Below are 14,743 nucleotides of genomic sequence, written 5' to 3'. Positions count from 1 at the left end.
AAAGCTAGCAATGAAGAGGGTAATAATAACCTTGGTGAATATAGGCGCCCAATGTTGTGAGTAAGTGAGCACTGTCTGCCGTTTCTACGCCTTCAACAATGACCGTGCAGCGATACGTATTGCCCATAGCAATTAACTGACGCAAGGTTTCTATCTTTTTATCATCAGATTTTAGGCCAATAACAAATTCTCGGTCGATTTTGAGGTAGTCCGGATTCAGCTTGCTGATAAGCGCCACGTTATTATTGCCGGTGCCAAAGTCATCAATACTGATTTTACAATCCAGAGCTTTTAGTTTTGCGACATTGCCATAAATCTCAGAGGTATAGTACATCGATGCATTTTCTGTGATTTCGATTGTCAGCAAACGGCAATCCCGATTAGATAGCTCTCTATATAGGATTGAAAAGTTACGCCCTCGCAGCAAAGAAGGACAAACGTTAATGCTGATAGGGATGGGCAACGCTTTTTGTTTGGTGTAGATGGAATCAATCACCAGTAAGGTATGAGTTAGCAGCAATCCATTGCGGATCAGTGTTTCAATAAACCGTTGCGTATTTTTTACCTTAAACCGGGAGAGGGCTTCGTAGTGCACAATCTTTTGTGCCGAAGTGTTATAAATCGGCTCCAGTTTTATTTTGAATTGTCGAATTGCGCACAAGTAAGCCATAAAGGCTTGTAGGGAGCGGTGACGCAGTATAATGAGAAAAAGTAAGCTCAGTAGAATGATACTTTGAAACGGTCCAGAGATGTAATACACCTCTTTATAGCCACTATTCTTTACGTGATAATTGAAAAAGCGTTCATTGGTGTTACCAATCTCTAACGACGTTCCGGTATTCGTTGATAGCTTCATACCAGAAAGAAAAAAACGTGAAATATGATTTTCAACATTGTCGGATAAGTTAATGTTTTTAACACGAACCAAAACAGTTGCGTTATTTAAGTCAAATGATTGGGTGGTGTAATTGTTATTGTTACTCCACTCTTCAAAGGCTTTTTTGCTGACAGGGACAACGGTTTCTGGAGTGACTAAGCATCGAATATTGAAACGATCTAGCATCATGCTCGATTCCACCAACTTCACATTATCAAATAGCGACTTCAGTTCGCTTTCATTAGCAAAGCAACTCCTGCGGGAAAGGCTCTCTGCAATTTCGAAGGCGTTATCCAGATAATTATGTTTAACGATGCTGTTTATCGCGTAGTAACAGATAGCAAAGAAAATGATCGCAGTGATCAACACAACCCACATTGCTTCTGAATAGATCTTTTTATTACGCAGGCAAATACGAAGCGCTTTGCGAAGACTATTGGTTGTGTATTGATTGATCTTCTGTTGATGTTCGATGCCATTCTGGTGGTTGTTTTGCATAGTAAAAGGGATGAAGTATCCGGTCCGGTGAATGTTTTCGATAATGTTTTTGTTAGTGGTTAAATGTTCTTCCGTGAGCTTGCGAAATTTCTTTCTTAGAGCGGCCACCGCGTTTTTAAAGCCATTTTCAGGCAGTGTCATTTTGTATTGTTGAGTGATTTTGCTTTCTATTAACCGCTGACTAATCGGCGTATTTAAACTGCCGTATGTGGCGATAGTTGACAGAATGGCGTACTCATTTGGGTTGACAGGAATGGAGTGGTGGAGTGACTGATTGAGCTCTAGAGATATTTCGTTTTCGGACAAGCAAACGCAGATTTGGTTTCCAATTTCAAACCTAATCATGTGTTGATGTGCTCCAAGTTTAATTTTTGGCTACGTTATCAATAAAGCTAGGGAAGAGATGTGATTTTTTACTGAGATATCCATAATATTTGGATATATTCAACGTTTTAGGTTTTTTTTACTTGTCCTGATAACGCATTTTCCTGGGTTTTTTAGGTATAAAAAAACCCGAGCACAGACTCGGGTTTTGATTGGTATTCAGAAAGGCGTGTTAGCAAATCACTTTGATTGCTAGACCACCTTGAGATGTTTCGCGGTATTTCGCGTTCATGTCTTTACCTGTTTCTAGCATGGTTTCGATAACCTTATCTAGAGAAACAGTTGGAGCTGAAGAGCGACGTAGTGCCATGCGAGTAGAGTTGATTGCTTTTACTGCCGCAATACCGTTACGCTCAATACATGGAACCTGAACCTGACCTGCAACTGGGTCACACGTTAGACCTAAGTTGTGCTCCATCGCGATTTCTGCTGCCATACATACTTGCTCAGGGCTACCACCCATAAGCTCAGCAAGGCCTGCTGCTGCCATAGAACATGCCACGCCAACTTCACCCTGACAGCCAACCTCTGCACCAGAGATAGACGCGTTACGCTTGTAAAGACCTCCGATTGCGCCAGAAGCTGCAAAGTAACGGATGTAATCTTTTTCAGTCACAGTTTGGATGAACTTATCGTAGTAAGCCAGTACCGCAGGGATGATGCCACACGCACCGTTAGTTGGTGCTGTAACAACGCGGCCACCTGCTGCGTTCTCTTCGTTTACTGCGAAAGCAAACATGTTTACCCAATCAACAACAGACATTGGGTCGTTTGTTGTCTTTTCTGAAGTAAGTAGCTGCTGGCGAAGTGCTGCTGCACGGCGAGGCACACGCAGTGGACCAGGCAAAATACCTTCTTCATTCATACCGCGATCCATACACTCGCGCATTGTGCGCCAGATGTTCGCGAAATAAGTACGAGTTTCTTCATCTGAATGAAGCGCATGCTCATTCTTCATGGTTAGTGCGCTGATGGACAATCCACTTTCGTGGCATTGGTTAACCAGTTCCTCTGCCGTTGTAAACGGGTAAGGTACTTTTACTGGATTCTCAGCTTCTTTACCGAAATTTTCTTCATCAACGATGAAACCACCGCCGATAGAGTAGTAAGTTTTTGAGTACGCTTTTTCGTCATCAATCCAAGCGTGGATCTGCATGCCGTTTTCGTGTAGCTCTAGGTTTGTTTTGTGGAAGTTCATTCCACCTTCACGTGGGAACGATACTGTGTGACAGTGCATGCCAACGGGAAGGCGTTCAGTTTCTTCTACACGAGCAATAAAGCCCGGGATAGAATCGATATCAACTTTCTCAGGAGTGTTGCCTGCAAGACCCATGATGATAGCAATATCTGTGTGGTGACCTTTCCCTGTCAGTGATAGTGATCCATAAACGTCAACGGTGATTTTAGTGATGTCGCGCAGTTTTCCCATTGCACGAAGATCATCAATAAACTCTTTACCCGCTTTCATTGGGCCTACAGTGTGTGAGCTTGAAGGTCCAACACCGATTTTATAGATATCAAAAACACTAATCATATCGATTACCTCAGAAGAAAGCCTCCCAAGGGGAGTTGGGAGGCTTAATTTTATCGTTATATTTTTGGATTAATCATACTGCACTGGGCAGAGATGATTAAAGAGCGCCGTAGATTACAGAACTAATTGCAGCAAGACCACAGATTGCTGTGAAAATTTGCACAGGTGCTGAAGTTTTGTACTTAGCCATCGCAGGAACTTTTTGCATTGCGAAGATTGGCATCAAGAATAGGATTGCCGCAATCATCGGTGCACCCATTGTTTCAATCATACCTAGGATGCTTGGGTTAACGATAGCAACGATCCAAGTTGTGATTACAATGAAGATTAGAGACATCTTCTCGATCTTACTTACTGGTGATTTTGAACGAGATTTCACTAGACCAACTAGACCTTCGTGCGCGCCTAAGAAGTGGCCAAAGTAGCTAGAGGTGATCGCTGCGAAAGCAACCAATGGACCCATGTAAGAGATCAGTGGAGATTCATGCACGTTTGCTAGGTAAGAAAGAACAGAGATGTTTTGCTCTTGCGCCGTTGCTAGTTGCTCTGGAGACAGAGAAAGTACAACAGAGAAAACGAAGAACATAACAAAGCCCATCAGCATCATTGCTGCGCCACCAGTGATAGTGTCAGTTTTCTTAACTGCGTCATCACCGTATACACGACGTTGCTCTTTAGAGAATTGAGAAATGATTGGGCTGTGGTTGAAAGAGAACACAATAACAGGGATTGCTAGCCAAACGATAGCTGGCATTGCACCCCAGTCAGGCGACACTTCCATCATTGAAGTGTTCCAACCAGGAATTAGGTATACAGACAGTGCTAGTAGGATGAACACGAGAGGGTAAACCATTGCTGAAGTTGCTTTCAGCATAAGCTCTTTACCGAATACTACGCCTGCTGTCATTGCAGCAATAAGTGCACCAGAAAGTAGCCAGCGAGGAATAGATTCCATGCCCATTTGGTTAACTAGGAAAGAGTCAACTGTGTTTGTGATACCAACACCGTAGATAAGTACGATTGGGTAGATAGCGAAGAAGTAAGCGAACGTAATAAGGTTTGCGCCAGTCTTACCAAAGTGCTCTTCTACTGTGTCGGTGATGTCCGCTTCAGGGTTTTTCGCAGAAAGAACGAAACGAGCTAAAGATTTGTGTGCGAACCAAGTCATTGGTGCTGCGATTAGGGCTAGGATTACTAATGGCCAGAAGCCACCTGCACCTGCTTTAATAGGAAGGAACAGTACACCTGCACCTACTGCCGTACCAAAAAGGGACAGACACCAGGTAAAGTCTTTGTAAGAAAACTTACTAGACGATTGTGCGGTAGAAACCGCAGAAGTAGTTGTATTCATTTTTTAGTTACTCATTTTGGGAACAGGAAATAAGTCGGGAGTAATTTTGCAAGATTTTACACTAGGAAAATTAGATCTAAATCATTTATTGCTTACGCTTATTGAATGATATGTCAAAAACCTGCTTTTTATCACGAAAATGATGTGCTACTCGTGATTTCTGCTAATGAGTAAAATTAGAAAAACTTATCAATAGGGCTGTTTGTATAAATTTATTTCACCGCAAGCGTTTGCGGTGAAAATGGAAAATTAATCTAATGTGAATGAATGTTTATGAAGCAACGTTTTATTAATATTGATGCGCATAATGATCGCGCCTATAAAAGCACCGATATCAACAACTGTTTAATGTGAAATAATATGTTTTTGCATTGATTCGATAATTTGTGCCGTCATGCCCCAGATGAAATGCTGTCTATATGGGATAGCAAATACACGATGACTGCTTCTTTTTAGGTCAAATTTGGTGCTATACAATTTTTTGGGGTTCAGAATATGGTTGGCAGGAACCTCAAAAACTGACTCTACTTCATTTGGGTCAATATGCGTTTTATATTCCGGAGAAACAAAAGCCAAAAAAGGTGTCACATTAAATTGACTAATCGTTGGTAGTGTAGGCAGTTGACCAAACACATGAATATGCTCATCTTCTATCCCAACTTCTTCTTTGGTTTCCCTTAAAGCGGTATTCACGAGCTGAATATCTTCCTGCTCATATTTGCCACCGGGAAAGCTGATTTGTCCCGGATGATGGCGTAAGTGGGCTGCACGCTTAGTCAGAATGACTTGTAACCCGTCATCGCGTTCCACAAAACCGATTAAGACTGCCGCATCTCTCAGGGACTTTTCTTTCATCCATTTCAGTCGTGCAAGGGACTCTTTGTGGTAGCCCGTTGGAAGCCGAAATTGAAAGTTCTGTAGTAAATGAGTTTTGTCGATAACCAAACTGAGTCCTTATTTATCGTGCCTAACCATTATTTATTATACTCAAAGACGGCAAAGCGTATGGCGTTATCGTTACTGGTTACCAAATAAAACATTCGCATTAAAGCACTCGCCAGCACTTTCCCTCTTTGTGTTGTGTGTCTCACTCTGCTTGAACATATTAATTTGAAACTTATAAGGTTATACACCATTCTTTATTTTAGGACGTCACTATAGGACAAGTATTGGCCAATGAAAGGGATTATTTTCACCGAGTTCATGGAGTTAGTAGAAGAGAAATTCGGTCTTGATATGTTAGACCAAGTTCTCGATCTTTCTAACGATGAAGGTGTTTACACCGCTGTTGGTAGTTACGATCACAAAGACTTGGTTAAGTTGATCGTGAATCTCAGTAAAGTATCTGGTGTTCCCCCCGAGCAACTGCAAGAAGTGTTTGGAGAGTGCGTCTTTTTGAATTTACTTCGCTCCATTCCTAGTCACGCCAGTTTGCAACAGTGTGAAACGACGTTTCAATTTGTTCGCCATGTTGAAGACTTTATTCATGTCGAAGTTAAGAAGCTCTATCCTGATGCTAACCCTCCGCAATTTGATTTCATTAGTGAAAATCAATCCCAATTGGTATTTGACTACCACAGCGCAAGATGTATGTCTCACGTATGCTTAGGATTGATAAAAGGCTGTGCTGCGCATTTTGGTGAGGTAGTTCATATCAAACATCAAAATCAGTCAGAAGATGGTAGCAAAGTACGTTTTTGGTTAGAGGCTCAATAAGAACGATATGACGGGAAGTTCCTCATTAGAAAGGAAACTCAAACGAGAAGTTGCATCAAGAAAAGCAGCTGAGCAGCTGTTGGAACAGAAAAGCTTAGAGTTATATGAATCCAACCAGCAACTCAGTGTTGCATTGAAAAAGCTGGAGCTGAAATCTAAAAAGGATCTTCGTAAGTTTGAGTTTGAAGAGCAAATTGATGCGACGTTGATTAAGTTCGGTCGTACTTTTTTATCGAGCACGTTCGATGAAGCAATGATAGCGAGCTTTATTGAGCAGCTCACTTCTAACTCGATCATTTCTGCGGCTTACTTGTTTCTTGACGCTACAAAGCTGAGCTCATTGCGTCGTCATCACTTTGGTCACTTACAGCTTCGTCATAACAACGAGATTTTCACCACTCCTAATTGGCAGGGAGAGAATTTGCATTTGCCAGTTATCATTGATGGGGAAACGGTTGGGGAGTTGATTTTCTCCGTGTTGCAAGATCAAATCGATCAGTCTTTTATTTCCAAACAGATGGAGCTCGTGTCTGACTTAGTTCATGGTGTTATTGGTCGACACTTAAGTTTAGAGCGAGAGGTCGAGCTGAGAAAGCGGGCTGAGGAATCAGAAAAAGCGACGAAGGAGTTTGTCGCCATGATTAACCATGAGCTGCGAACTCCTCTCAATGGCGTATTGGGTAGTGCGGAGTTATTGAGTCGAACCCAATTAGAAGAAGAGCAGCGTCAATACTTGAGCAATTTGACTCAATCAGGGGACTTATTGAGAGTTATCATTAATGATCTTCTTGATTTCAGTAAGATGAATGCCGGTATGATGGAAATCATACATAAAGTTTTTGCCTGGGAGGAGCTTGAAAAAGCCATCATGGGTGTATTTGCAGCTAAGGCTGCGGAAAAACGCATCCATTTCTCTATCGACAAAAAGCTGGGGATCCCTGAATTTTTAGTCGGTGACTTAGAGCGCATTACACAAATTTTGGTTAACTTGGTGGGAAACGCGATTAAGTTTACTCACTTGGGTGGTGTCGTGTTACGTGTGGAATGGCTTAACGGCACGGCTTATTTTGAGGTTGAAGACACTGGTATTGGCATCCCAATAAAAGCACAGCCGTCACTCTTTGACCCATTTGTCCAAGTTGATCGCTCGGCGAAACGCAGCTTTGAAGGCTCAGGTTTAGGTCTCGCGATTTGTAAAAACCTCGTGGATTTGATGCAAGGTCAAATTAGCTTTGAGAGTGAAGAGCGCAAAGGGACAACTTTTAAAGTTGCTATTCCTCTTGAGGAAGGGCAAGCACAAGGCACAGCAGAGGGGGAATTGGTCACCATAGAGCGAAGCGATTTAGCAGGACGCTCAATATTAGTGGTTGATGACATCAGAATGAATCAAGTCATTGTTACTCAAATGCTGAAAAAACTCGACATTACACCTGATTTAAAAGCCAACGGCAAAGAAGCATTAGAAGCGGTGAAAAGTAAAGACTACGAACTGATATTCATGGACTGCCGAATGCCAGAAATGGATGGTTATGAGGCGACGATGTATCTGAGAGAGCGTGGCTTTACTCATCCTATTATTGCATTAACCGCTGGCACTACCATCGAAGAGCGTCAAAAGTGTATTGATTCAGGCATGGACGACATCCTCACTAAGCCGTACACCGCAACCGATATCGAACAGATTATGTGTAAGTGGCTTGAGCAGTAGACGCTGCCTCTTAAAAAGTATGTTTGTTGGCCAACGGCTAAAAGCTAAAGTACATGCAAATAAAACACACAAAAAAGCGCACCACACTGGATAATGCCGATCATTTAACGATGTTTTTTGGGTCATTCTAGCGAGCCTTGGCTAGACTAAGAATCTAGTAGCAGCACGCCGAGCGGATAATGAAACAAATTTGACCACAAAGTGCTTGAATAGAAGAACCTGTATCACGCTCTTTCGTCGCTGTGCAGGGTGATGAGATACAGAAATATGCCACTCGCTGTTAAATGAGCGGCATTATCCGTTCTGGAGGCGTTTTAGATTGTTTTCGTCAATAGCATTAAAGCGGCGTTGTGTGCTGTTGAAACCTACGATTGCAGCGCTGGCAAAATCTTTGAAAGCTTATCCAACGTTTCTTGATACTCAGAGGCGCAATCGCTATCTGCCACGACGCCGCCGCCAGCCCAAGCGTAAAGTTTGTTTTTTTCCGCTACAAGAGTTCGGATAGTAATGCTGGTGTCCATACGACCATGGCGTGAAATGTAGCCAATACTGCCGCAATACGCGCTGCGTCGATGCGGCTCCAGTTCTTCAATAATCTGCATTGCGCGAACTTTAGGTGCGCCCGTAATTGAACCGCCTGGAAAACACGCTCGCAGCAAATCCGCAGGAGCGTATTGTTCATCCAAATTTGCACGAATGGTGCTCACCAAATGATGCACGGCAGGGAAGCTTTCAATATCGAACAACTTTGGCACGTGAACGCTACCCGGTGATGCAACCCGACCAATATCATTACGCAGCAAATCGACAATCATCAGGTTTTCTGCCTGATCTTTTTCCGCTCTCTGCAAGTCATGGGCATTAGCGTTATCTTTCTTTGGATCTTCGCTGCGTGGTCGAGTACCTTTGATTGGTTTCGTTTCAATGACGCGATCTTTGAGCTCTAAAAAGCGCTCTGGAGAGATACTCAAAATCGAAGACTCAGGCATACGGATAAACGCTGAGAATGGCGCTTGGTTGGCGGACTCCAATTTCAGATACGCTTGCCACTCGCTGCCTTGATACGGTGCGTTAAAGCGCTGCGCCAAATTGATCTGATAACAGTCACCGCTCAACAAGTATTCTTGCACCTTGTCAAAGCGAGTGGCGTAGCTCTCTTTCGTCATGTTTGACTGCCAAGCACCAGACAAAGCGAAGTCAACGGTTTGTTCTGCTTTTTGCTCGTTTAACCACTGCCAAGCTTGCTCGATATTCTGACCAACTAAGCATGCTTTTTTAAGCTTGTGGTCAACAACGACGGCCCATTCATACAGACCTACCGCCATATCCGGCGTGTTGAGATCTTTTTCTGCCACTTCTGGCATCGTTTCTACGCGGCGACCTAAATCGTAACTGAAGTAACCGAGCGCACCACCAACAAAAGGCAAATCCAACTCCTTATTTAACTCAACGTGAGGAAGCCACTGTTCTTGCAACTGATGAAGCAGCGCAAATGGGTCATCTTGAGTTGAATAGGCATTCGATGGCGTTTCAACTTGTGTGTTGTCGGCAGTGGTTTCTAACGTTGCAATTGGGTTGGCAACCAATACATCGAAGCGGCTATCGATATGCGTTTTTGATGCAGAACGCAGCAACATCGCCCAAGGCTGGTGTTGAATGCGAGAAAAAAGGTGAAGAGCAAACTCTGGTGCGTATTCCAGCGCTTTAAAATCAATGAATTGATTGTCCATGTTGTTCATTTGTGTAATTTGTGACAAAGAGATCGTTCACTGCATGGCATGTCATGGGCAGCAAGAGTATCATATTCCTCTGTGTAGCCAAACTCCCTCTATTCATAGGGTTTTGAGATGGTTTACAAGTAGGCAACTTCAGCGTTTCGTGTGTCGATATCAGCCGTTCGACAATTGTTTATAAAAAACGAAGCTCAAAAGAGCAATAAGCTCAACAAACACGATTGAAGCCAAGCCAATAATGGAAGCATAACTATAACGAGGCATGTAATGACGGTAATACGCAAGCAGGATGTGATCAGCAGTGTCGCTGATGCGCTACAGTATATTTCTTACTACCACCCGCTAGACTTTGTTCAAGCTCTTGAAAAAGCCTATCACCGCGAAGAGAGCCAAGCCGCTAAAGACGCGATTGCTCAGATCTTAATTAACTCTCGAATGTCCGCAGAAGGTCACCGTCCAATTTGTCAGGATACTGGTATTGTGACGTGCTTCGTCAACATCGGTATGGGCGTGCAATGGGATTCGACCGACATGACGGTTCAGCAGATGGTAGATGAAGGTGTTCGACAAGCGTACACGAACCCTGATAACCCGTTGCGTGCGTCAGTACTTATGGATCCTGCCGGTAAACGTATTAATACCAAAGACAACACGCCTGCCGTCGTACATATCAACATGGTTCCGGGCGATAAAGTTGAAATTCAGATCGCTGCGAAGGGCGGCGGTAGTGAAAACAAAACTAAGATGGTGATGCTAAACCCATCTGACGATATTGCTGAGTGGGTAGAAAAAACGCTACCAACAATGGGGGCGGGCTGGTGTCCTCCTGGCATGCTTGGCATTGGTATTGGCGGTACGGCTGAAAAAGCAGCGGTACTGGCAAAAGAATCTCTGATGGAGCATATCGATATTCAAGAGCTTATCGACCGTGGTCCACAAAACGCAGAAGAAGAGCTTCGTCTTGATATATTCAATCGCGTGAACAAACTTGGTATCGGCGCGCAAGGCCTCGGCGGTTTGACGACTGTTGTCGACGTCAAAATCAAAACGGCGCCAACGCACGCGGCTTCTAAGCCTGTTTGTTTGATCCCGAACTGTGCGGCGACTCGTCATGTACACTTCACACTTGATGGCAGCGGCCCAGCAGAGCTAACACCACCTAAACTAGAAGATTGGCCAGATATCACTTGGGAAGCGGGCGAAAATACGCGTCGCGTAAACTTAGACACAATTACTAAAGAAGAAGTACAAGAGTGGAAGACAGGCGAAACGGTTCTTCTATCAGGTAAAATTCTGACTGGTCGTGATGCTGCGCATAAACGTATTCAAGGCATGCTAGATAATGGCGAAGGTCTACCTGAAGGCGTAGATCTAAACGGCAAGTTCATTTACTACGTAGGCCCTGTCGATGCAGTTGGTGATGAAGTCGTTGGTCCTGCTGGCCCAACAACATCAACGCGTATGGATAAATTCACCGACATGATGCTAGAAAAGACCGGCATCATGGGCATGATCGGTAAAGCTGAGCGTGGCCCTGCAACGGTTGAATCTATCAAGAATCACAAAGCGGTTTACCTAATGGCTGTAGGTGGCGCTGCGTACTTGGTGGCGAAAGCGATCAAGAAAGCTCGCGTTGTCGCATTTGAAGATTTAGGTATGGAAGCGATTTACGAATTTGAAGTTGAAGATATGCCAGTAACAGTGGCCGTCGACTCAAATGGTGTTAACGCGCACCAAATTGGTCCAGACACTTGGAAAGTGAAAATTCAAGAGATGGAAGCATAAGGCAAAGGGCAATCTTGCTGCGTCTCAGTAGAGAGAATGTGACAAGGTGCTGATTTACCTAGCAAACAATTGACAAAAGTGCAGCGAAACCTGCACTTTTTGTCTATATAATTAAGGATATAAACCTTTAGGCATAGCAATCAAACGTTATGCGAACAATAATTAGGAGACGGCATGCCTCGTTTTATTCAGATTCTACAAATTATTCTTGCTGTAGTGATAGGTGGCTTTGTTGGCTATGACTTGATTCTTCACGGTATCAGCATCTTTGATGAAAAGTACGTGACCATCACATGTGTGTTGTGGTTGATTTTGGAAATCGCTCTATTTGTTATCTATAAGTTAATCGAAGACGACTAGGCTTAAAGAAAGCGGGTTCCTGTTTAACATAGTAATCAGCGCATATAGAGTTACTAATGCTGTAGATTAAGTAAGCCTCTGAACCACTCAGGGGCTTTTCTTTTTTTAATACAGCATCAAGCCGGATGTTTTGTTCATCTTTTATTAAGGTATATAAAGTTAAACTCATAGAATTCGGGATAGAACAGTATTCATAGATCGAAATTCGAAGTCGCTGACAACGTTGTTTTAAAGTGGAGTAAGATAAAGAAGCGTAATGAAGAGAATAAAGAAAGAAGTTAATGACTTTATCAACAGAGGTATGGACTCTAATGTTCGAATTGCTGTCACCGGACTTTCTCGTGCCGGTAAGACGGCATTCATCACGTCATTAGTGAATCAGCTTCTTCATACTGCAACCCATGACAATTTGCCTCTTTTGACTGCGGCTAGAGATAAGCGCCTTATTGGGGCGAAGCGTGAGCCTCAATCGAATATGATGGTGCCACGCTTTGCTTACGATGAGGCGATGAGCCAAATTCATGCGACTCCACCTCAGTGGCCAGTACCGACACGTGATGTGAGTGAGATTCGCTTAGCGCTCAAGTACAAACCAAATAAAACTACGAAAAAGCTGTTGAGTAAAACCGCAATTTTAAATGTTGATATTATCGACTATCCAGGAGAGTGGTTGCTCGACCTGCCTTTATTGGACATGGACTTTGCAACGTGGTCGCAAACTCAGTTTGATGCACTTAAAGGCCAGCGTGGCGATTTAGCCAAAGCTTGGCTTTCTGAACTGGAGAAAGTGGATCTCTTTGCAGAAGTGAATGAGAAACTACTTGAGAAAGTTGCACACACATACACAGAGTACCTTCATTCTTGTAAAGACTCTGGCCTTCATTGGGTTCAGCCTGGCCGCTTTGTATTACCTGGTGAGCTAGCAGGCGCGCCGGTGCTACAGTTTTTTCCGTGTCGTGCTGATTCGGAAAGCAAAGCGCCCAAGGGCAGTAACTTAGCGATGCTAGAAGCCCGTTTTCAGGAATACCAACAGAAAGTAGTGAAAGCGTTTTATAAGCATCATTTTGCGACCTTCGATCGCCAGATTGTACTGGTGGATTGTTTGCAGCCTCTCAATGCCGGTGATGAAGCGTTTTACGACATGCGCCAAGCGCTAGAACAGATCATGCATAGCTTCCGCTATGGTCGTAGTAGCTTTTTGCGTCGTTTGTTCTCACCAAAAATCGACAAAGTGTTGTTTGCTGCTACAAAAGCGGATCATATCACGCCCGATCAGCACCCAAATTTGGTGTCTCTGCTCCAACAAATGGTGCATCCAGCATGGCAAACGGCAGCCTACGAGAATATTGAGATGAGCTGCATGAGTATCGCTTCCATCCAAGCAACCACGACGGGGTTTATTTCCTCTGGAGATAAGACCATCCCGGCGTTACAAGGAACAACATTGGGTGGTGAGCCGATGACTGTGTTTCCCGGAGAGGTGCCGAAAAAGCTACCAAATGCAGCTTATTGGCAAAACAACGGGTTTGATTTTACGTCGTTTCGTCCGATGCCCTCACCGAATGATGAGCCAGTGAAGCACATACGCTTAGACAAAGCACTGGATTACCTGATTGGAGATAAATTGAAATGAGTGAGTTGAAGCAAACACAAGTTTTCTCTGAAAAAGTAATGGAAAAAGATCAGCAATCGAATCAACCGGAGTTGACGGCGCAGCAAACATTCGGCGAAAAAGAAACATTTGTACCTGTTGAAGTTAAAGAAGCGCACCAAGAGACCGAACAGGAATTGCAACTCGAGCATGTCATTCGTCCAAAATCGGGCAGAAAATGGCTCGCGACTGGCGCATTTGCAACTTTTGCTGGTTTGGTTGGCTGGCAAGCGGTGGACTCGGTTATAACCGCAATTCAGGCTTCTGATTGGCTGGCCTTAAGCTGGACGGGGTTTATTGCTGCGATCGCTTCGCTTGGTTTAGGAGCTATGGGTAAAGAGCTTTGGAAACTGCGAAAACTACGAAATCATTTTAGTGTTCAAGAAGAAGCAGAAGCACTTGTTAATAGTGAGAGCGTTGGGAAAGGGAAAGACTTTTGCGAAACCGTAGCAGAACAAAGTGGTGTGATGGCAGAGAATCCGGGCTTTGATCGTTGGCAGAACAGTATTAACCCTGCTCATAGTGACGCTGAAATTCTTGATATGTATGACTCGATGGTGGTGAGCCAACAAGACAAGTTGGCAACGAAAATCGTATCACAGCACGCAACCGAGTGTGCGGCCCTAGTCGCCGTGAGCCCTCTGGCTGCCGCTGATATGTTGCTGGTGGCTTGGCGAAATTTCAAAATGATCGACAACCTCTCCAAGGTATATGGGGTAGAGCTAGGTTATGCATCTCGCGTCAAGTTACTAAGAGCGGTATTTGTCAATATGGCGGCGGCTGGTGCCAGTGAGCTCGCTATTGATGCCAGTATGGATTTGATGTCGATGGATCTTGCTGGCAAAGTTTCTGCTCGTGCGGGGCAGGGACTAGGTGTTGGTATTCTAACGGCACGTTTGGGCTTGAAAGCGATGACCTTATTGCGTCCACTACCCTGGTATCCTGACCGTCAGGTTAAGTTGGGCACCATACGCAAGGCAGTGGCGGCGAAAGTTGCATCAATTACGATGAAACCGTAACGAATATCAACTTTGATGGATAGGATTGCTTGACGCCATTCCAAGCATGATAGAAACTACTGTCAACTTTTCCTGACAGTTGTGAATTGGGATATTTTAAGTGCGTCTTGAAGTCTTATGTGAAGAT

Annotated in this window: 11 protein-coding genes; 6 read left to right on the top strand and 5 right to left on the bottom strand. The window is 43.9% G+C overall.

The annotated features are described in order from the left end of the window. Positions 1–4: 4 nt before the first annotated feature. The 4 genes from R7P72_RS18380 to R7P72_RS18365 form a co-directional block, all read right to left on the bottom strand. Positions 5–1,720: an EAL domain-containing protein gene (locus R7P72_RS18380; RefSeq protein WP_031778938.1), complete on the bottom strand. Its 1,716-nt coding sequence runs from the start codon at positions 1,718–1,720 to the stop codon at positions 5–7. A 211-nt stretch (positions 1,721–1,931) separates the two neighbouring features. Continuing rightward, positions 1,932–3,293 (bottom strand): L-serine ammonia-lyase, encoded by a 1,362-nt coding sequence (locus R7P72_RS18375; RefSeq protein WP_005376899.1) that lies wholly within the window; start codon positions 3,291–3,293, stop codon positions 1,932–1,934. 97 nt (positions 3,294–3,390) lie between these two features. Continuing rightward, the gene (locus R7P72_RS18370) at positions 3,391–4,644 is read right to left on the bottom strand and encodes an aromatic amino acid transport family protein (protein ID WP_005376900.1); all 1,254 of its coding nucleotides are present in this window, start codon (positions 4,642–4,644) and stop codon (positions 3,391–3,393) included. Between the two features lie 345 nt (positions 4,645–4,989). Continuing rightward, a complete protein-coding gene (locus tag R7P72_RS18365) occupies positions 4,990–5,589 on the bottom strand; it encodes a CoA pyrophosphatase (protein WP_005376901.1) in 600 nt (199 codons plus the stop codon). A 231-nt stretch (positions 5,590–5,820) separates the two neighbouring features. Here R7P72_RS18365 and R7P72_RS18360 point away from each other — a divergent pair, with 231 nt between their 5' ends. Further along, positions 5,821–6,360, top strand: coding sequence for a heme NO-binding domain-containing protein (locus R7P72_RS18360; RefSeq protein ID WP_005376902.1), 540 nt, complete (start codon positions 5,821–5,823; stop codon positions 6,358–6,360). Between the two features lie 7 nt (positions 6,361–6,367). Continuing rightward, positions 6,368–8,068: an ATP-binding protein gene (locus tag R7P72_RS18355; protein ID WP_005376903.1), complete on the top strand. Its 1,701-nt coding sequence runs from the start codon at positions 6,368–6,370 to the stop codon at positions 8,066–8,068. 365 nt (positions 8,069–8,433) lie between these two features. Here R7P72_RS18355 and pabB read toward each other — a convergent pair whose 3' ends face one another. Continuing rightward, the gene (pabB, locus tag R7P72_RS18350) at positions 8,434–9,798 is read right to left on the bottom strand and encodes an aminodeoxychorismate synthase component I (protein WP_318110741.1); all 1,365 of its coding nucleotides are present in this window, start codon (positions 9,796–9,798) and stop codon (positions 8,434–8,436) included. A 270-nt stretch (positions 9,799–10,068) separates the two neighbouring features. Between pabB and R7P72_RS18345 the strand changes: the two genes are divergently transcribed. From R7P72_RS18345 to R7P72_RS18330, 4 genes are all read left to right on the top strand, one after another. Next, positions 10,069–11,586 (top strand): fumarate hydratase, encoded by a 1,518-nt coding sequence (locus tag R7P72_RS18345; protein WP_005376905.1) that lies wholly within the window; start codon positions 10,069–10,071, stop codon positions 11,584–11,586. A gap of 174 nt (positions 11,587–11,760) precedes the next feature. After that, complete coding sequence (locus R7P72_RS18340; protein ID WP_005376906.1) at positions 11,761–11,946, top strand: hypothetical protein; 186 nt, start codon at positions 11,761–11,763, stop codon at positions 11,944–11,946. Between the two features lie 256 nt (positions 11,947–12,202). Continuing rightward, complete coding sequence (locus R7P72_RS18335) at positions 12,203–13,579, top strand: YcjX family protein (protein WP_318110740.1); 1,377 nt, start codon at positions 12,203–12,205, stop codon at positions 13,577–13,579. Beyond that, positions 13,576–14,616: a YcjF family protein gene (locus R7P72_RS18330; protein WP_213907187.1), complete on the top strand. Its 1,041-nt coding sequence runs from the start codon at positions 13,576–13,578 to the stop codon at positions 14,614–14,616. The genes R7P72_RS18335 and R7P72_RS18330 overlap by 4 nt, the downstream gene beginning before the upstream one ends. Positions 14,617–14,743: the final 127 nt, after the last annotated feature.

This window comes from Vibrio sp. Vb0888, assembly GCF_033338835.1.
Lineage (GTDB): Bacteria > Pseudomonadota > Gammaproteobacteria > Enterobacterales > Vibrionaceae > Vibrio > Vibrio alginolyticus.
The sequence above is the reverse complement of the archived record's forward strand: the minus strand, read 5'-3'. Positions and strand labels throughout refer to the sequence as shown.